This is a genomic window from Akkermansiaceae bacterium (genome assembly GCA_019634595.1).
Taxonomy (GTDB): Bacteria; Verrucomicrobiota; Verrucomicrobiia; order Verrucomicrobiales; family Akkermansiaceae; genus Luteolibacter.
Genome location: JAHCBC010000002.1, coordinates 1,117,333 through 1,134,784 on the forward strand (window position 1 = coordinate 1,117,333; position 17,452 = coordinate 1,134,784).

General features: G+C 62.1%; 14 protein-coding genes. 11 read left to right on the forward strand and 3 right to left on the reverse strand.

The window, feature by feature from the left end; genetic code table 11:
* Positions 1-27: 27 nt before the first annotated feature.
* From KF712_10610 to KF712_10640, 7 genes are all read left to right on the forward strand, one after another.
* Complete coding sequence (locus tag KF712_10610; protein MBX3741433.1) at positions 28-996, forward strand: bile acid:sodium symporter family protein; 969 nt, start codon at positions 28-30, stop codon at positions 994-996.
* Positions 997-1,005: 9 nt separating this feature from the next.
* Positions 1,006-2,082, forward strand: coding sequence for an aminoglycoside phosphotransferase family protein (locus tag KF712_10615; GenBank protein ID MBX3741434.1), 1,077 nt, complete (start codon positions 1,006-1,008; stop codon positions 2,080-2,082).
* Between the two features lie 13 nt (positions 2,083-2,095).
* Positions 2,096-2,827 (forward strand): hypothetical protein, encoded by a 732-nt coding sequence (locus tag KF712_10620; protein ID MBX3741435.1) that lies wholly within the window; start codon positions 2,096-2,098, stop codon positions 2,825-2,827.
* Positions 2,824-5,601, forward strand: a complete 2,778-nt coding sequence (locus KF712_10625) for an exo-alpha-sialidase (protein ID MBX3741436.1) — start codon at positions 2,824-2,826, stop codon at positions 5,599-5,601. Before KF712_10620 ends, KF712_10625 begins: the two co-directional genes overlap by 4 nt.
* Positions 5,602-5,621: 20 nt before the next feature.
* On the forward strand, positions 5,622-7,451 hold the full coding sequence (locus KF712_10630) for a right-handed parallel beta-helix repeat-containing protein (protein MBX3741437.1): 1,830 nt from the start codon (positions 5,622-5,624) through the stop codon (positions 7,449-7,451).
* Between the two features lie 54 nt (positions 7,452-7,505).
* Positions 7,506-8,276, forward strand: a complete 771-nt coding sequence (locus tag KF712_10635; protein MBX3741438.1) for a helix-turn-helix domain-containing protein — start codon at positions 7,506-7,508, stop codon at positions 8,274-8,276.
* Positions 8,277-8,380: 104 nt separating this feature from the next.
* Positions 8,381-10,024, forward strand: coding sequence for a leucine-rich repeat domain-containing protein (locus KF712_10640; GenBank protein ID MBX3741439.1), 1,644 nt, complete (start codon positions 8,381-8,383; stop codon positions 10,022-10,024).
* 136 nt (positions 10,025-10,160) lie between these two features.
* Here KF712_10640 and KF712_10645 read toward each other — a convergent pair whose 3' ends face one another.
* Both KF712_10645 and KF712_10650 read right to left on the reverse strand, forming a co-directional pair.
* A complete protein-coding gene (locus KF712_10645; protein ID MBX3741440.1) occupies positions 10,161-11,483 on the reverse strand; it encodes a DUF1552 domain-containing protein in 1,323 nt (440 codons plus the stop codon).
* 83 nt (positions 11,484-11,566) lie between these two features.
* The gene (locus KF712_10650; protein ID MBX3741441.1) at positions 11,567-13,762 is read right to left on the reverse strand and encodes a DUF1592 domain-containing protein; all 2,196 of its coding nucleotides are present in this window, start codon (positions 13,760-13,762) and stop codon (positions 11,567-11,569) included.
* A 56-nt stretch (positions 13,763-13,818) separates the two neighbouring features.
* On the opposite strand from KF712_10650, the gene KF712_10655 reads away from it, so the two are divergent.
* From KF712_10655 to KF712_10670, 4 genes are all read left to right on the forward strand, one after another.
* Positions 13,819-14,100, forward strand: coding sequence for a hypothetical protein (locus KF712_10655; protein MBX3741442.1), 282 nt, complete (start codon positions 13,819-13,821; stop codon positions 14,098-14,100).
* A 201-nt stretch (positions 14,101-14,301) separates the two neighbouring features.
* Positions 14,302-14,667, forward strand: coding sequence for a metallopeptidase family protein (locus KF712_10660; GenBank protein MBX3741443.1), 366 nt, complete (start codon positions 14,302-14,304; stop codon positions 14,665-14,667).
* A gap of 108 nt (positions 14,668-14,775) precedes the next feature.
* Positions 14,776-15,837, forward strand: coding sequence for an SPFH domain-containing protein (locus KF712_10665; GenBank protein ID MBX3741444.1), 1,062 nt, complete (start codon positions 14,776-14,778; stop codon positions 15,835-15,837).
* Positions 15,838-15,843: 6 nt separating this feature from the next.
* Positions 15,844-16,935: a zinc ribbon domain-containing protein gene (locus KF712_10670; GenBank protein MBX3741445.1), complete on the forward strand. Its 1,092-nt coding sequence runs from the start codon at positions 15,844-15,846 to the stop codon at positions 16,933-16,935.
* Between the two features lie 15 nt (positions 16,936-16,950).
* On the opposite strand, the gene KF712_10675 is transcribed toward KF712_10670, so the two are convergent.
* On the reverse strand, positions 16,951-17,250 hold the full coding sequence (locus tag KF712_10675) for a helix-turn-helix transcriptional regulator (protein MBX3741446.1): 300 nt from the start codon (positions 17,248-17,250) through the stop codon (positions 16,951-16,953).
* Positions 17,251-17,452: the final 202 nt, after the last annotated feature.

Below are 17,452 nucleotides of genomic sequence, written 5' to 3' on the forward strand. Positions count from 1 at the left end.
GCATCCTGACCGTGATGGGACAACGACATGCACGGACTCATCAGCCGCTTCACCGATCTCTATCCCGTATGGGTGATCTCCTTTGCCGTCATCGGCCTCGTCAAGCCGGAGGCGATGACCTGGTTCAGCGGTCCGTGGGTGGTTTGGGCGCTCAGCGCGGTCATGCTGGGGATGGGGTTCACGCTGACCGTCGATGACTTCCGCCGCATCTTCAGGATGCCCGGTTGTGTCGCTGTCGGACTCATCGCCCACTACACCATCATGCCTCTCTCCGCGTGGGGCATTTCCCACCTCCTGAAACTGGATCCCGGTTTCGCCGTCGGCCTCATCCTCGTCGCGAGCTGTCCGTCCGGCACCGCGTCGAATGTCATCTGCTACCTGGCCCGTGCCAACGTCGCGCTCGCCGTCATCATCACACTTGCTTCGACGCTCGTCGCCTTCATCACCACACCATTGTGGTGCAAGGCGCTGGCCGGACAATACGTCCCGGTGGATGCCCTCCAACTTTGCCTTTCCACGCTCCAGATCGCGGTCATCCCCGTCCTCCTCGGAGTCTTCTGCAACTGGAAATTCCCCGCCGCCACCGCGAGGATCAAGCCCATCGGCCCGCTGGTGTCCGTCGTCGCGCTGATGTTCATCACAGGGAGCATCGTCGGGCAGAACGCCAGCTCCGTGATCGAGAACGCGGGCACGCTGGCCATCGCCGCTGTCCTGCTCCACGCGCTGGGCTTTGGGATCGGCTACGTTGTCGCGAAATTCATCCGCTATCCGGAGGACATCGCCCGCACCATCTCGATCGAGGTGGGCATGCAGAACGGCGGACTGGCCGCCGTGCTGGCGAAGCAGAATTTCCCGCTCCAGCCGCTGGCCGCGGTTCCCGCCGTGTTCAGCGCCATCACCCAGACGTTGCTCGGCAGCCTCCTCGCAACCTGGTGGCGGAAGCGGCCGGTCAGATCCTCCACTCCCGTGGAAACCATCGCCTCGGAAGAAGCCTGATCCACCGCCATGCCCTCTTCCACCCCACCGCTCCGTGCGGGCACCTACTACTGGAAATGTGACCGCCCCGCCGCGTTCCATGGCAGCTCCGGCCATGACCACGCCACCCTATCCCGGATGGTGGAGTCGTTGGTGGAGCGCCGGTTTTCAGCTCCTGCGGAAATCAGCGAGGGGCCGGGGCAGGGGAACCACGTCACTTTCACCGCCACCTGCGGAGGGCGGTCCCTTTTCATCCGCATCGACGACAGCCCGGAGCATGACGGCTACCTGGCCATCGAATCGCGGGTCCAGGAAACGGTGCGCGCGCTGGGTATCCCCACGCCGGAGATCCTCGCGGCCGATGCCTCAAGGACGGAGGTTCCCTTCGCCTGGCAGGTCATGCGCCGGATCGATGCGCCGGACATCAACCACCATTTCAAGGCAGGCACCCTCGATCTTCATTCCGTTTCGGAGGCCATCGGTGCCGCCATCGCAACCTGGCAATCTCTCAGTCCCGCGGGGTTCGGTCCCTTCAGATCCACCGAAGGCGCGTTGGAGGGATGGCACGCGACCTACGGCGACTACTTCTTCCTCCATCTCGACCGGCATCTCCATTTCCTCGAGCGGGAGTCGTTCCTGACTTCAGCGGAAACCTCCGCCATCCGCCAGGAGATCATCGCGCACCAAGCCCTGCTCGATCTGCCCCGGGGTTGCCTGGTGCACAAGGATCTCGCCTTCTGGAATATCCTCGGCACCCCCGATGAAATCCTCGCCTTCATTGACTGGGACGATGCCATTTCCGGAGATCCCATGGATGACTTCTCGCTGCTCGCCTGCTTTCACGGCGCGCAGGTCCTCGGGCCCGCCCTTGCATCCTACCAGACCCGGCGGGCGCTTCCCCCTGAGCACCAGCGCCGCTTCTGGCTGCATCTCTTGCGGAACATGCTGGTGAAGTCCGTCATCCGCATCGGCGCGGGTTACTTCGACCGGAGCAACAGTTTCTTCCTCATCAATGACGGTGTGGATCTGAAGACATTCACCCACCAGCGCCTCTGCCAAGCCCTCACCGGCCTGCGCGGGGACCTCCCCATTTCATCCCTCCGATAAACCACCTCCCTCCATGATCGGCTCCTGGCTTTCCATTGGCTCCCCGGTGATCGCGGAAATCGCGGCCCGCTCCGGCTTTGACTGGCTGCTTCTTGACCTGGAGCACGGCAACGCGACGGAGGCTGCCATCCCCGGCCAGCTCCGGGCCATCTCCGGCACCTCCGTGAAAGCCATCGTCCGGGTCGGCGCGCCGTATCCGGATCTCATCGCCCGCGTGCTCGACTGGGGTGCCGATGGCATCATGGCTCCGCGCATCAACTCCGCCGCGGAAGCGGAGGCATTGGTAAGTGCCGCCCACTACGCCCCCCGCGGCAACCGGGGATACTCCCGCAGTTCCCGCGCTTACGGCTACGGCCTCCAACCTCCGTCCTCCGCCGCGGAGATCACGCCCCCACTCATCATGGCGCAGATCGAAACCATCGAGGGCGTCCGTCATGCCTCGGAGATCGCCGCGGTGCCGGGCATCGACGTGCTCTTTGTGGGACCAGCGGATCTCCAGTTCGACCTCAATGCCCGGCCCGAAGCCGCCGCCTTCACCTACGCCGAATGCCTGGGGCGGGTGAATGAAGCCGCCCGCGCCCATGGTAAGGCTACCGGGATCCTCGTGCGGGACCATTCGCAGTATCATCACCATCTCGGACTCGGCTTCACCCACATCGCCATCGACTCCGACCTCTCCATCCTCCGCAACGGCTACCAGCAGATCCTCACCCTCGCACGAACCCAACCCATTCCGAACCCATGACGCGCCATCTTCTCCTGTCCGCCCTTTTCCTTTCCTGGAGCTTCGTTCGTGCCGAAAGCCCGGTGCCCCGGAGCATCCTCGACCTCACGCTCGAACCCACCGAAATCAACTTCAACCCCGGTCCGGAATATTCCGAGGAGCAGCAGGACTACGCCATGGTCATCGGCATGGACCGCACGCCGAAGGGCCGGCTGTGGGCCGCATGGGTCGGCGGCGGTGACAGTCCGCTCGCGTATTTCATCGCCGCCACCAGCGATGACGATGGGAAAACGTGGTCCCACCCGCGCATGGTCATCCGCCCTGGCCGGACGGTGACCGGGCTGAACCGCAGCGTCATCGTCGGCAACTTCTGGACGGATCCTACCGGGAAGCTCTGGATGTTCTATGACCAGTCGCTGGAGCAGTTCGATGGCCGGGCCGGTGTATGGGCCATCACTTGCGAGAATCCCGATGACGAAAAGCCCACCTGGTCCGCGCCCCGCCGCATCTGGCACGGCATGTCCCTCAACAAGCCCACCGTCCTCAGCAACGGCGACTGGATGCTGCCCATTTCCCTGTGGGACCGTGGGCACATCAAGCCGGTCTTTGGCGACGCCTACCCGGAACTGGATGACCAGCGCATGGCCCACTGGTTCGCCTCCAGCGACCGGGGGAAGACCTGGACCCGTCGCGGCGGCGTCGCGTTCCCGAAGCCCCGCTTTGACGAGCACATGCTGGTCGAACTCAAGGACGGACGCCTGCGGATGCTCGCCCGCAACGGCGATGGCATCATGGAGTCCTACTCCAATGACAAGGGCGGGACCTGGAGCGAGCCCGTGCCGTCGGAGATCAAAAATCCGAGTTCCCGCTTCTTCTTCCGCCGCCTGCAGTCCGGAAATCTCCTGCTCGTGAAAAACGGCCCGCTCGACCGGAAGTTCGAGCGCACCCACATGACCGCCTATCTTTCCGATGATGATGGGAAGACATGGAAAGGCGGGCTGGTCATCGACGAGCGTGAGGACGTTTCCTATCCGGACGGCTTCCAGGCACCGGACGGTCGCATTTACATCATCCACGACCGCGAACGCTCGAAGCAGCGCGAGATCCTCTTCGCGAAGTTCACGGAGGCGGATATCCTCGCCAAGGACTTCGTCACCGAAGGTTCAGCGGGAAAGATCCCTGTCTTCAAAGGGCGGGGGGCGCGGAAAGGTGCGTATCTTCCCAACAACGGCATCCAGCTTGCCGAGCAATGGCCGCCGAAGGATCTCGATCCGAAGTCCGCGGAACCCATGCCGGTGCCGTATCTGGAAAAGAAGAACATTCCCGCCGTCATCCCCATCAACATCGGCCGCCAGCTTTTCGTCGATGACTTCCTGATCGAAAGCACCGACCTCACCCGCACCTTCCACGCTGCGGAAAAGCTCGGTACCAACCCCGTCTTCAAGCCGGAGACCAAACAGGAACTCGAACCCACCGGGATCGAGGGACAGGACCAGGCCGTCACCTACCTCGGTCACGGCGGGGTGTTCTACAATCCTGCCAAGAGCCATTTCGAGATGTTCTACACCGCCAGTTGGCGCGGTGGGCTGGCGCTCGCCACCAGTCCGGATCTGATCCACTGGACCCGTCCGCAGCTCGGGCTTTCCGGGGACAATATCATCCTGCCAGCAGGAGCTGACTTCGCCGGGAAGGACAATGCCATCTGGCTCGATTTGGACGCAAAGGATCCGTCCCAACGCTACAAGGCCATCATCCAGCGCGGGAAAGGCCATACGCTCCATACCTCACCCGACGGCCTCGTCTGGTCGTCCGGCATCCCCGCAGGGGATTCAGGCGACTATTCGTCGTTCTTTCACAATCCGTTCCGAAACGTCTGGGTCCAGAGCATCAAGCGCAACACCGACCGTGGCCGCGCCCGTTACTACCATGAAAGCCGTGACTTCACCGGCTCCGCCGCGCGGGACAAGTCCGTCTATTGGACGAACGCCGACAAGCTCGATCCGCCCGATCCCGCGATCAATAATGCCCCCCAGCTTTACAGCCTCAACGCCGTCGCCTATGAGAGCATCCTCCTGGGCGAGCACTACGTCTTGCTCGGCCCCACGAACCGGGTTTGCGAGGAAGGGAAGTTTCCGAAGATCACCGAGCTGCATCTTGGCTTCAGCCGGGATGGCTTCCACTGGTCTCGGCCTGATGATCGCAGGCCCTTCATCGCCGCCAGCCGCCGGGATGGGCAGCATGACCGTGCCTATCTCCACGGTACCAACGGCGTCATGCTCGTCCATGATGACAAGCTCTGGTTCCCGTACTGCGGCTACTCCGGCATCGCGCCGAACGGACACCGCGGTATGTACACCGGTGCCTCCATCGGCATGGCCACCCTCCGCCGGGACGGCTTCGCATCCATGGATGCCACCGGGAAATCCGGCACCCTCACCACCCGGCCCGTCGCCTTCAACGGCCGCCATCTTTTCGTGAACGTCAGCAACCCGGGCGGGAAACTCCGTGTCGAGATTCTTGATGAAAAGGGAAAACCCATCGCTCCCTTCACCACGGAGAACTGCGTCACTATCAAGGCCGACAGCACGCTCCACGAAGTCACCTGGAAAGGCACGGAGAACCTCGATGGCATCCGTGGCAAATCCGTCCGCTTCCGTTTCCACCTCACGGATGGCAGCCTCTATTCCTTCTGGGTCAGCCAGGACGAAAAGGGCGCGTCCGGCGGCTACCTCGGCGGCGGTGGCTCCGCCTACGGCGGCATCATCGACACCAAAGGGAAGGATGCCCTCAAGTAACCCCCAACACCCGTCCCCGCATGAACACTTTTCTGAGAACGGCGAAAGTGACAGCCGTCATTCTCTCCTGCATCTCCCCGGCTCTGGCAGATACGGGAGTCTCCCTTGCTGATTATGCCGCCCACAAGAAGGGCGAAGACTGGGCGCCCGCCATCAGAAAAGCGTTTGCCGACTCGCCGACGGTGAGCGTCCCCGCAGGGCGTTACTCCACCTCCCGGGTGGAATTTTCCGATGGCATGATCCTACGCGGGGCGGGGGAAAGCACCGTGTTCGTTCCCCTCGGAACACGCCTTTTTGACATCAACGGCGAGGCCGGGAAAGAGGTGCCCGTTACTGCTGACATCGTGGACTTCTCAGACGGAATCGATCTTGAATCCGCCGATGGACTGGCTGCCGGGGATGACATCCTCATCCGCGGCCAGCGCAACTCCATGATCCGCGAGGGCACCGCCGGACTCCACTATGCAACGGATTGGGTGCTCGGCCGGACCCGGAAATCCAGTTGCTTCTACGGTGAGTTCGACACCGTCAAATCCATCGATGGTCCGAAAGTCACCACCGCCGGCAAGCGGATCTTTCCCGGCTACTTCAAGGACGATAGCCGCGAACCTCCGTCCCTCGGGAAGGATTTCGTCCAGCGGAAGTCCACCACTGTGAGCAAGCTGTCCCTGGTCAGGAACGTGACCCTCCGCGACTTCGCCGTGGAGGGGACCCGGGACTGCCACATGCCTTTCCGCGTCCGCTATGCGAAGGACTGCCTGCTGGAGAACATCGCTTTCACGACGAACACCGAATCGTTCAAGAAGGACGGCACGCCCGACCTTTCGGTGGTCTATGCGATCTACGTCCGGAACACCACCGTCCGCAATTTCCGGGTGGAGCTTTCGCCGGAGCTTCTGGCCGTCCTCGACGCCAAGGAAAAGGTCTATAAAAACTTCTCGAACTACAATCTGTTCAAGATCATCAGCAGCACGGCCAGCGGGCTGGAGGGATGCAGTGCCAACGGCGGAACCCATCCGTTCAATATCACCCGCAGCGCTTCGGTGGAGGCGGGAGGGGGCATCCCTTCGATCGGTTGTTTCATCCGTAACTGCACCGCGTCGAACTGCATCTGGTCCGGCATCAAGGTCCAGCAGGCCTGCTACGACACGGAGGTATCCGGGAACACGGTTACGGCCAGCGCCCAGGGCATCATCACCTGCGGCCGCAACACGCGGATCACGGACAACCGGCTCACGACCACAGTGTCCCACTCCGCAGACTACTACTACACGCATGTCGCGCGTGGAGGCACTATGGGAATCGGTGTCATCGAGGGCTACGCGTGCGGCAGCATCGTCAGGGACAACATCATCGATGGCTTCCGTTCCGGCCTTGCCATGGTCGATGGTTACGAGGACAAGAACTGCTTCGAGGAAGGCAACATCCTGTTTGAGAACAACGCCGTCAGCGGGTGCCTCCGCGGTTTCACCCTCTACAAGAATCCGCACTGCGTTTCGTTGGGGCGGAATGATCTGAAGGTTGTCATCCGGAACAACACCTTCTCGCGTGCGGCGGGGAAAGACAGCCAGCCTGCCTCCGGCATCCATTTGCCGGACCAGTCCGCCGGAGTGGAGATCCGCTCGAATGCTTTCCGCGGATTCGATGAAGGTGTATGGATGGGCGGGCTGGTCGATCTGATCGACATCAGCGGCAACGGATTCGAAGATTGCGGCGTTGGAATGACACTCGGGGAAATTTCTCCGGACGCCGCCGGTGCCATGGTCCGCATCAGGGAAAACGGCAATACGCTCACCCGGACATCAAAGGCGAGCCAGGGGCTCGGGCAGGCGCAGGTGAGGGGATTTTGACCTCGCTTCCCGAGCGGACCGGCGGTGCAATCCGGTATCAACCTGTAACCCGCCGTGGCTGGATTCGACAACCTGCAGGAACTGCATGACCTGTGCCGCCTCCGCTCCACGCTGGAGGCGTTCGCGGCGGTGCGCCTGGGTGGCCATCCGGACCGCAGTGCGCTGCACCAGATGTTCCTCGGCCATCTCGCCCTGATGAAGGATCACGCCATGCAGGGAGACTATCCGGCGTTCCATGCGGAGGACATGAAGCTGCACCGATCCCTGGTGGAAAGTGCTGGTGTCGCCGCGTTGTCGCACTGCTGGGAGGCCGTGGCGGGAGATCTCGGCGAATGGATCCGCCATGTGAAGAAGGTGTATTGGCCGAGCCTGATGACCCTCTACCGGGAGCATGAATTCCTCATCGAGGCCTGGGCTTCCGACGAGTCATGGGTTGCGGAGCAGGCCACGCACCACCACCTGGAAGCCGGATGGTTCCGGGTCGCGAGCGCGCAGGGACAGGTCGTGCGGGACATCCATCCGGTGGACCGGGCGACGTCGTTCATCTGCACCCACTATGCCAGCGGGATCGATGTCGAGTGGCTGGCGCAGAATGTCAGCTTCGTGAGTGCGAGCCACCTTACACGCCTGTTCAGGGAGCGGCTGGAAATTTCACCCCATGCCTTCCTGAAGCGCGTGCGGATGGAACGCGCCGCGGAGCTGCTGCGGACCCATGCCGATGCCGTGGAGCTGGTTGCCCGGAAGGTGGGCTACAGGAATGTCTCCCACTTCTGCCGCGACTTCCGCGGCAGCCACGGGATGACGCCGAACCAATACCGGAAATGACGGGTGGAAGGGAGATGCTCTCCCAGATTTTTCCGCAAATTTGTCACGATGGAGAGGCTGGGTCGTAATGCCCTAGGAAGGACGCATCCCCGACCGCTCCCAATATGATCTCATCCCCAACCACGAGGGTTCCCTCCTTGCTTTTGAAGGGCCTAGGTAGCTTTGCCCTCCGCCTGATCCTGTTCTTCAGCTTTTTCTTCAAGGGAGGCGTCCTCTTTGCGCAACAATCCGGTGGTTTCAACTACCGCAGTAATGGAACATTCGTCACCATCACCGGCTATTATGGTGACGGCGGTGCGGTGGTCATCCCGGGGGTGATTGCAGGGTTACCCGTCAGAGAAATCGATCGTCACGCGTTTTCCGGTCTGTGTTCAATATGGAGCGTCACGATTCCCTCCAGCGTGACGATCATTAGAGATTCGGTGTTTCTCGACTGCAAGAACCTGACCAGTGTGACGATTGGTTCAGGTGTGACAAATATCGGGCCGATGGCGTTTCGTAATTGTGTGAGCTTGATTGGCATAATGATTCCTTCGAGCGTGACGAGAATCCAATCGTTTGCATTTTCAAACTGTACGGGCCTGACCAGCGTGGCAATTCCGTCCGGAGTCACGAGCATCGAAGCTTACGTTTTCTCGGGCTGTACGGGTCTGACTGATGTGACGATTCCCTCCAGCGTGACAAGTATGGCTGAAGCAGTGTTTGCGGACTGCACGGGCCTCACTAACGTGGCTATTCCTTCAGGAGTGACGCACATTGGGACGGCTGCTTTTTCGGGTTGTGTCAGGCTGACCAGCATGGAGATTCCTCCCGGCGTTACCGACATATGGGGGTGGACGTTTTCAGGCTGTACTGCGTTGACCAATGTGACGATCCCCTCCAGCCTGACCGGAATCCGGGAGGGAGCGTTCTCCGGTTGTACGGCACTGACCTGTATGACGATCCCCTCCAGTGTGACAAGTATCGAGCGGGATGCGTTTCGTAACTGCGCGAGCCTCACCAGTGTGACGATCCCCTCCGGAGTGGTGCACATCGCGCAGGAGTCATTTTGGAACTGCACCAGCCTGACGAGCGTGACGATCTCTTCCGGAGTGACGTACATCGCGACGGACGCATTCCGCAACTGCACGAGTCTGACGAGTGTGACCATTCCCTCCAGCGTGAGGGAAATCTGGTCGGGGGCGTTTGCCGGCTGCACGGCCCTGACCGCCGCCATCTTCCAAGGGAACGCTCCCTACTTTTACAGCAACAACATTTTCTCCAACGCCGCCGCCGGCTTCACCGTTTACTACTATCAGGGATCGACCGGTTTCACGCAGGGTACGTGGAGAGGCTACCCGTGTGTGAGGCTGGGGGTACCGGGGACCGGCTTCTCCTCATGGCCTGTGCTGGCCAGTCTGCCCGCCGACAAACGCGGCCCGAATGATCGCAACGGCCCGCTCGACCTGCCGAATCTGCTCTCCTACGCGATGGGCCGCAATCCGCTCTCCGCCGTGCCCGGGGATCTCCCCGCTCTCGCCAAGCCTCCCGCCGGCAACCGCGCCACCTTCCGCTACCGCCGTGCGAAAAATGCACCTGGTGTCACCCTCGCGCCACAGATTTCCTCCGCCCTAGATTCATGGAACCAGGCGAGCATCCTCGCCAGCAAGATCATTCAAGACGGTGGCGATTGGGAAATGGTGGAGATCGAAGTCGCCGCTCCGCCCCACGGGCCGTTATTTTTCCGTCTGAAAGCCACGGAGCCATAGGGAATATCATACCATCCGTGGCACATTGGTGGCGGAAAATCGCAACCATTCACCTCGTCGTGATGGCACATCCATCGCTACGGAAGAGTGACAAGCTCTGGTGGCCGGCCTTGGGCCGATCAGCCGGTGACTGAGGTCAGGAAACCAAGTCCAGCGCGCCGCCATCTGACAGCGCCGTGTTGCCGAAGCTCTGGAGATCGTGGCCCATGGCCTTGGCGATGGTCATCCACAGGCGGTTGTGAGGCACCTTGTCCAGCACTAGCGAACGGCCCATGGTGAAGTCGCCGCCACCGCCGAGGAGCACCATCGGGATGTCGTCCAGGGTGTGGCTGTTGCCCTTGCCGAGTTCATTGGTCCAGACGAGCAGCGTGTTGTCCAGCATGCTGCCCTGTCCGCCAGGCTCGGGAGTGTCGGCCAGGCGCTTCGCGAGGTAGGCGAACTCTCCGGCGAACCAGAGGTTGATCTTCTCCAGCTTCGCCTGCGCGTCCGCGTTGTTGTCCGGCTCGTGGGAAAGCGTGTGGTGGCCTTCCTGCACGCCCAGCCAGTTCATGCGGGCCTCACCCACGGAGCGCATGTATTGCAGCGTGGCCACGCGGGCCATGTCGTTGGCGAAGGAGTTCACCAGCAGGTCGATCTGCATGCGGGAGATCTGCGGCGTATTGTCGTTGACCAGCTCGATGGTCGGGTCGATCTCCGGCATCGGGTGGCCCATGTCCTTCTGCTGGCTCTGGCGGGCGATCTCGCCCTCCATCTCGCGCACCAGGTTCATGTGCTCATCCAGCAGGGCACGGTCCTCGCTGCTGAGCTTGGTGGAAATGCGCTTGAGGTCGCCGCTCACGTGATCGAGCACGCTGACGAGACCCTCCTTGTCCTGCATCTTGCCATACAGCTTGCCGAGCATCTGGGAAGGATCGTCGATCGGGGCGACGGGCTTGTTGGCGCCGGCATAGGACATCCTGGTCCATGGGTCCGCGCGCTTTGGCACGGCCACGCCGAACTCCAGCGAGCCGAAGCGCGTCTGCGTCTCCGCCTTGCCCTGGAGGAAATTCTTGATCTCCTGGTCGATGGAGATGCCGCTGGCCCAGCCGGCCGGGGTGTCGGATCCACCCTGGATGTTGCCGGGGGCGAGTTCCGTCGCGGTCAGGAGGCAGGACATGCCGCGCATGTGGCGGTCGCCGTCACCCTGGATCTTGTTATAGACGCCCTTCAGGAGGAGGGTCTTGTCACGGAACGGGGCGAGCGGCTCAAGGATCGACTTGAACTGGAAATCATTGCCCACCGCGTCCGGCCAGAATTTCTCCTGAACCGTGCCGTTCGGGGAGAACATGATCACCAGCCGCTTCTTGCGCGGTGCTGCACCCTGGTTGCCATAGAGGCTGCCCAGTCCGCCAATGAAGGGCAGGGCTGCGGCGGAGATACCGAGGTGGCGGAGGAAATCGCGGCGTGGGATGGAGGTCATGGCGGGTGGGGCGGTGAAAAAGTGATGGGAACGGTTGGGAGGCGTGAGCCGGTGGTTTATTCCAGGAAAGTGATGGGATTCGTTCAGTTCGAGGCGGTTTCTTTCGGCGGAGCAGGTTGCATGCCTTGGGTCGTCGCGATGAGGGCGGACTCCACCAGCATGTCCCGCACATTATAGCCCCGCTCGGCGAACTTTTGGACGAGATTCTTCTCGGTATCCTTGCCGAAGGCGGCCAGCGGCTGCTTGTTGGTGTGGTGGAAGAGGTGCTTGATGAAGGTCTTCTTCGCGGTGTCGCTGCCGATGGCGAAGGCGGCGATGTCCTTCGGCGAGGCGATGCGGATGGTGCCGCCGTTGTCGTCCGGGTAATCGCTGGCCGTGTTGATCGGCTTGTTGTTGTCCATTTCCCGCCAGCGGCCGACGGCGTCATACTGCTCGAGGGCGAAGCCAAGGGGGTTGATCTCAGAGTGGCAGCCCATGCACGCGGCGGAGCGGGTGGCGTCCGTCACCTTTTCACGCATGGTCCAGCTCGGGTCAAAGTGGGCGTCCTTGAACTCCACGGCCTCCGGCGGGGGTTTGAGCGCGCGGCCTACGATGCTGCGGGTCAGGAAAACGCCACGGTGGATGGGCGAGGTGTCCTTGAAGTAGGCGAAGGAGGTCAGCAGGTAGGGATGGGTCAGCACCCCGGCGCGCTGGCTGCCCTCGAAGGCCACTTTCTTGAAGTCAGGGCCGACGGGATCTTTCTTGTAGAAAGCGGCGAGCCGGTCGTTGAGCACCATGTAGTCCGCGCTCAGGAGCCTCCGGTAGTCGCCGGAATCGTTCCAGACGATGTCATCGATGAAGAAGGTGAGCGAGCGGCGGAGATCGGAGAGCACCGCTTCGTTGAGATCCGGATAGGTCTTCGAATCCTTGGCGATGTTGTGGATGTCCTTCATTTCCAGCCAATGGTGGAAGAAGCCGTGGAGTTTTTCCTTTGCCCGTGGGTCCCACAGCATGCCGTTTGCGTAGGAGCGGATCTCCTCCTGGGTGCCGAGCTTGCCTTCGTTCGCCCTGCGGAACAGGTCCCGGCTGGGGACGGAGTCCCACATGGTCAGCGCGAGGCGGGAGGCGATGACCTGCTGGCTCGGTTTTTCCTCCTCGGAGGCGGATGGGTAGAGGAACCGCGGGGAGGTCAGGATCGCCAGCACCACTCGCTTGATGGCGATGTCCGGTTTGTCCGGGGTCGCGGCGAAGCGGGCTTCGATGAGGGAGTTGTATTCCTCGTCGGAGAGGTTCTGGCGGAAGGCGATGGAGGCGACGCCACGGAAGTAGCTCTTGATCTTGGGGATCCGCTCCGGGTCGTCCTTTTTCGTCCACATGAACGAATCGAGGCGCTCCGCGATGACGTCGGCGGCGCTCATGGAGGCGTTGGTGACGGAGTCGAACCAGGCCTTCGAGATGGAGGTGCCACGGGGATAGCCGTCGCTGGAGTCGTCCGCCGGGAATGGCGTGGAAACCACAAGGGTTTCCCGCGTTGAGTAGGGGACCAGATTGCGCTGGGGGATGATCTCCAGCACGCCGTTCGGTGCTTTCCAGAGCAGTTCGATGGAGGACGCCTTTTCCTTGAACTTGAAGTGCTCGAGGATGATTGGATAGGAGCGGCCGCCGAGCAGGAAGATGGTGCCTTTTTCCTCCCGGATGTCCGGTCCGGAGCTGACCCAGCCGTCGATGATGGGGTCGCGCCAGTTGTTGACGTGGAGCCGGACCCCGTTCTGGGATTTGATGACGAACTCATACACGCCGGTTTCCTCGGCGATGACCGAGCCTTCCCATCTGGAGGAGTATTCGTCGCTCGGCAGGACCTCCGGGACCGGGCTTTGCTCGCCCCAGTTGAAGGAAATGCGCCCGTCCTTCCGCATGACGGTGTTGCGGCCTCCGCCCATGCCCTGGAGGGCGGTAACTCCCTTGCTGGTGAAGCGGACGCTCAGGCCGCGCTCCTTCGACCATACCGGCTGGAAGTCGGCGAACAGATCCGCCACCGAGTTCCTGAACTGGGCGGCGGTGAGCCGGGAAAAGCTCTGCTTGACCGGTGGGGTGGACTTTTCCCGAGCCGCCTCGGAGTAGAACGCATGGTAGATGTAGTCGGCCACCTGGGCGGACTGCTCCGCATCCAGAAGCTCCTCCTCATCCTCCGGCATGGTCCGGTCGATGCGCTTGGCGAGGGACGCCAGCGTCCTGTCGCCATGGAGGGGGTCGTCATATTTGTTCTTCACCCCTTCTCCGTTCTGGCCGTGGCACTCCACGCAGTGTTTTTCCCAGATGATCTTTCCGGGATGGACGGCGGCTGCCTCGGGCTTCGGTGCTGGAGCGGGTGCTGGAGCGGGTGCTGGAGCGGGTGCTGGAGCGGGTGCTGGAGCGGGTGCTGGAGCGGGTGCTGGTGCTGGAGCGGGTGCTGGAGCCGGTGCTGGAGCCGGTGCTGGAGCCGGTGCTGGAGCCGGTGCTGGAGCCGGTGCTGGAGCCGGTGCTGGAGCCGGTGCTGGAGCGGGTGCTGGAGCCGGTGCTGGAGTTGCGGCAGGAGCAGGTGCGGGCGCGCCTTCCTTTGGGGCGGGGTCCTGGGCATGCAGGGGCAGGCCTGCCATGAAGATGGCGGCGACTGCGAAGGTGCTGGGAGTCAGGAATCTCATTGGAAAAACGCGCGCTGCCACTACGTGTCGCAGGCGGCGTGCCTTTCAGAATAAAGCCCGGTTTCGCCCGATCTACAAGGGGGCGCGGCATAGCACGATCGTGGGGCGGGTGATCATCCTTTGATTGAATCCCATCCGGAAATCCCGTAGAGCGGGGCATGGAATTTGAAACGCTGAGCGAGTGGGCGGATGAGGAAGTGAAGGCGGTCGTCCGCATCCTTCCTCCGGAAGTGCAGCAAGCGGCGGAAAAATGCGTGATCACTTTCGAAGCGAAGCCCGGCCACGGCGCGTTCGACACGGAGCTGGCGGGGGATGAGCTGGGTCTCTTTGAGGGTGTCTGTCTGCTTGATGAGCCTTCGCCGGAGGATCTGCCCCGGATCCGCATCTTCGTGGAGAACATCTGGGAATGGGTGGAGGAGGACGAACAGGACTTCCGTGACGAGGTCGGCACCACCTTCCTCCATGAACTCGGCCACTACCTCGGCTGGGATGAGGACGAGGTGAACGAGCGCGGTCTGGAGTGACGTCTCGTCCGGGGTTGAAAGCTCCCGATTGTTTGTAAGGGAATGGGATTTTCCTTCTCACCCATCACGGGAAATCCTTATCTGTCCCCAACGTTCAAAACCAAAACCATGGACATTCTCGGATTCATCAAAGGGGAGCTGCTGGAGATCATCGAATTCACGGACGACTCGCGCGACACCCTCGCGTGGCGCTTCCCTGACAATGACAAGGCGATCAAAAACGGCGCGCAGCTCATCGTCCGCGAAAGCCAGCAGGCCCAGTTCGTCTATCTCGGCCAATACGGCGATACCTTCGGCCCCGGCAAACACTCGCTGGTCACCGACAACATCCCCGTCCTGACCAAGCTCAAGGGGTGGAAGTATGGATTCCAGTCTCCGTTCAAGGCGGACGTCTATTACGTCACGACCCGCCTCTTCACCGGCAACAAGTGGGGCACCGCGAACCCCATCATGCTGCGGGACAAGGACTTCGGCGCGGTCCGCCTGAGGGCCTTCGGCACCTTCGATTTCCGGATCGTGGACGCTCCCACCTTCCTGCGTGAAGTGGCCGGGACGGATCACCATTTCCGCCTGGATGAGTTCGCGGACACCATGCGCTCCCGCATCGTCAGCATCTTCAGCAACGCCCTCGCCGCCTGCGGCGTGCCCGCGCTGGACCTCGCCGCCCGCTACACGGAACTGGGGGACTCCCTGCTGCCGCTCATCAACCCGCAGGTCATCTCCAAGTACGGCCTCGAGGTCACCACCTTCCTCATTGAGAACATTTCCGTCCCGCCGGAAGTGGAGGCCGCCATCGACAAGCGCTCCAGCATGTCCGCCATCGGCAACCTGAACGACTACGTGAAGTTCCAGCTCGCCGAGTCCATGACCAAGGGCGGCGGCGGTGGTGGTGGCAGCGGCGCGGATGCCGCGCAGATGGCCATGGGCTTCGGCCTCGCCCAGGAAATGATGAAGTCCATGTCCGGTCCGCCGCCACTCCCGGGTGCCGCGGCAGCCGTGGCCGCCCAGGCCGCGCCGGATCTCCTCTCACCCGCCCAGGCCGCCGAGCTTCTGGGGGTCACCGAGGCGGACGTCATCGCGTCCGTTGATGCCGGTGACCTGAAGGGCAAGAAAATCGGATCCGCCTACCGCATTTCCCGTGCGGCCATCGACGCGTTCCTTGCGGAATAAGTCGGTATGGCCGAAGTCAGCGCGCTGAGAAAGCATCCCTGCCCGGAATGTGGCGGGGATGCGGAGTGGAACCCGTCGAAGCAGGCGCTCGCCTGTCCGTACTGTGGTACCGTCCTGCCGTGGACTCCGGGGCAGGACCAGATCGGCGCGGCCATCCGGGAACATCCTCTGGAAGAGGCGCTGGCCATGGTCCCCGCGGAGGCGCGCGGGCTGAAGGAGGAGAAAAAATCGGTGAAATGCGAGAGCTGCCAGGCCATCAGCATCTTCGATCCCACCCGCGCCGCCCAGCGCTGCGACTTCTGCGGCTCCCCCTCCATCGTCCCGGTGGAGTCCATGCAGGACGTCATCACCCCGGAGAGCCTGCTGCCCGTCGTCATCCCCGCCACCCAGGTCCGGGACAAGCTGCGGCAGTGGTATGGCTCCCGGTGGTTCGCCCCGAACAAGCTGAAAAAGGCGGCGCTGACCGACACCCTCCACGGCATTTACCTGCCCTACTGGACCTTCGACGCCCATGCCAGCTCCAGTTGGTCGGCGGAGGCCGGCTATTACTACTACGTCTCCGTGAGTGACGGGAAAGGCGGCACCCGCCGGGAACGCCGCACCCGCTGGGAAAGTTGCTCCGGTCACCAGGCGAATTTCTTCGATGACGACCTCGTCCCCGGCACCGTCGGTGTCCACCTGAAGCTCCTGCGGAAAGTCGAGCCATTCCCCACCACCGACCAGCTCAAGCCCTACGAACCCGCTTTTGTCCGCGGATGGACCGTGGAGCGCTACCAGGTCGATCTCAGGAAAGCCTCCGAAACCAACCGCTCCCAGATGGACGCCACCATGTACCGCATCTGCGAGCGGGCCGTGCCGGGCGATACCCAGCGCGGACTCCGTGTTTCCACGAACTACAGCAGCCGCACCTTCAAGCACATCCTCGTCCCCGTCTGGCTTGCCTCCTACACCTATGGCTCGAAGTCGTTCCAGGTGGTGGTCAACGGCTTCACCGGCAACATGGCCGGGGAGCATCCGCTGAGCTGGGTGAAGATCTTCTTCGCCGTGCTGGCCGTCATCACGGTCATTGCCGTGATTTTCGCCCTCAGCAGGGGCTGAGGGGGGCGGATTGATTCAGCCCTTCAGGTTCTCCAGTTCGATGCGAACTTCTTTCATCAAGCGCTCCGGGACAATCTCAAACGCTTTCGACAATCGGAGCATCACGTCGAGGGTTGGAGTCATCTGCCCTTTCTCCAATCGGGAGATATAGCTGTTATCCAAGCCACTGTGTCCGCCCAATTCGACTTGCGACCACCGTTTGCGCAGCCGTCTTGTGGCAAGAACTTTTGCGAAGGCTTGCCGGATCTGACTGATTTCCTCCAAGGGGGAGATCTTATCTCCCTTGGGAGATGTGTCGCTTTGCGTATAATCCAAGGGAATGAAGGAAAACCATTGACGCTAAGATTGCGTGGCTGTTAGCCTGATTTTAATGGATTGCTGAAAAGCGGGTTGATGTTCGAAATCGAACACTTGATCTGACGGCTCCTCATTATCACTCCCTCTTATTGTGAAACCCCTCCCCCTTCTTTTTCTCTTCCTCGCGCCCCCGTGGTTTGCCCACGCGCAGGAAGCTTCC

Excerpts from the sequence above, each read along its gene's own strand:
- KF712_10610 (MBX3741433.1), top strand. The coding sequence starts at position 28 with ATGCACGGACTCATCAGCCGCTTCACCGATCTCTATCCCGTATGGGTG.
- KF712_10615 (MBX3741434.1), top strand. The coding sequence starts at position 1,006 with ATGCCCTCTTCCACCCCACCGCTCCGTGCGGGCACCTACTACTGGAAA.
- KF712_10620 (MBX3741435.1), top strand. The coding sequence starts at position 2,096 with ATGATCGGCTCCTGGCTTTCCATTGGCTCCCCGGTGATCGCGGAAATC.
- KF712_10625 (MBX3741436.1), top strand. The coding sequence starts at position 2,824 with ATGACGCGCCATCTTCTCCTGTCCGCCCTTTTCCTTTCCTGGAGCTTC.
- KF712_10630 (MBX3741437.1), top strand. The coding sequence starts at position 5,622 with ATGAACACTTTTCTGAGAACGGCGAAAGTGACAGCCGTCATTCTCTCC.
- KF712_10640 (MBX3741439.1), top strand. The coding sequence starts at position 8,381 with ATGATCTCATCCCCAACCACGAGGGTTCCCTCCTTGCTTTTGAAGGGC.
- KF712_10645 (MBX3741440.1), bottom strand. The coding sequence starts at position 11,483 with ATGACCTCCATCCCACGCCGCGATTTCCTCCGCCACCTCGGTATCTCC.
- KF712_10660 (MBX3741443.1), top strand. The coding sequence starts at position 14,302 with ATGGAATTTGAAACGCTGAGCGAGTGGGCGGATGAGGAAGTGAAGGCG.
- KF712_10665 (MBX3741444.1), top strand. The coding sequence starts at position 14,776 with ATGGACATTCTCGGATTCATCAAAGGGGAGCTGCTGGAGATCATCGAA.
- KF712_10670 (MBX3741445.1), top strand. The coding sequence starts at position 15,844 with ATGGCCGAAGTCAGCGCGCTGAGAAAGCATCCCTGCCCGGAATGTGGC.